At 35.0% G+C, this 1,003-nt stretch carries 2 protein-coding genes; both read right to left on the reverse strand.

The window, feature by feature from the left end; translation table 11 throughout:
- Positions 1–309 (reverse strand): aldo/keto reductase (locus J7J55_07705; protein MCD6142579.1); only part of this gene is annotated, 309 nt, incomplete at its 3' end.
- Positions 310–326: 17 nt separating this feature from the next.
- On the reverse strand, positions 327–746 hold the full coding sequence (locus tag J7J55_07710; protein MCD6142580.1) for a transposase: 420 nt from the start codon (positions 744–746) through the stop codon (positions 327–329).
- Positions 747–1,003 lie beyond the last annotated feature (257 nt).

A 1,003-nucleotide genomic window follows, 5' to 3' on the forward strand; every position in this document is an offset into this window, starting at 1 on the left:
GGATAGTCCTCCACTATTGGGACCATCATACATTTTGAAGAAAACTTTTGTTGCTATAACTACTTCATCACGTTTAGCGAAGTCTCTTATTGCTCGACCCAATATTTCTTCGCTTATACCAAGTGAGTAGATGTTCGCTGTATCAAAGAAATTGATTCCAAGTTCGAGGGCCCTCTTGATAATCTTTCTGCTTTCTTCTTCATTCAAAACCCATTTGTGGATCCATACGTTGGGATCTCCAAAACTCATACATCCAAGACATATTCTTGATACTTCAAGACCCGAATTACCAAGTCTTACATATTCCACCCTGTCTAATGTAAAAACTAATTTACAAGCAACCTAAAAAGCTTAGGAAACTGAATAAGAGTCTCAATCAAAATTGTTAACTGCATTCCAAGTAACATGTATGTAATCTGCGAAGTCAAAGTCTTTTTATTTACACTCGCTAATTTCACCTTCAACTTTAATCTCTCCACAAACCATTCTATCTCCCATCTTTTCAAGTACATATATCTTCTCAACTCACCTTCCAAATACCTCTTTCCTCCCTTTCCCCTTGGCCTCACATACAAATTGAATCTCTTTTCTTTCATCTTCTCTATCAATTTCATTACCCAATATCCCCTATCTCCAAGTACTATCGATCCTTCTATATCTTCCAACAAATACTCTGCTTCTTTTGCTTCATTGAAACCTCCAATATTGAAACTCAACAATACTTTTGCTTTCGCTTCATACAACATGTGTAATCTTAGGTTCTTCCATTTCAATGCTGTACTATCAATGACAAGCAAAGTTCCAAAGAGTTTCTTCAACTTCTTGCTTAACTTCTTTTTGGATATAAACTTGAGTCTGTAATATACAGTTTGTCTTGAAGGAAGTTTCCCTTTGAATGCTATTTTACCTTCTAAGATATATTGGTAGAGTCTTCTTACTGATTGTATGTTCAACAAATACATCAAGATGAAGAAGATGGAAAAAATATGATCTGGATATTTTC

It is taken from the genome of Candidatus Bipolaricaulota bacterium, from assembly GCA_021159055.1.
Lineage (GTDB): Bacteria > Bipolaricaulota > Bipolaricaulia > UBA7950 > UBA9294 > S016-54.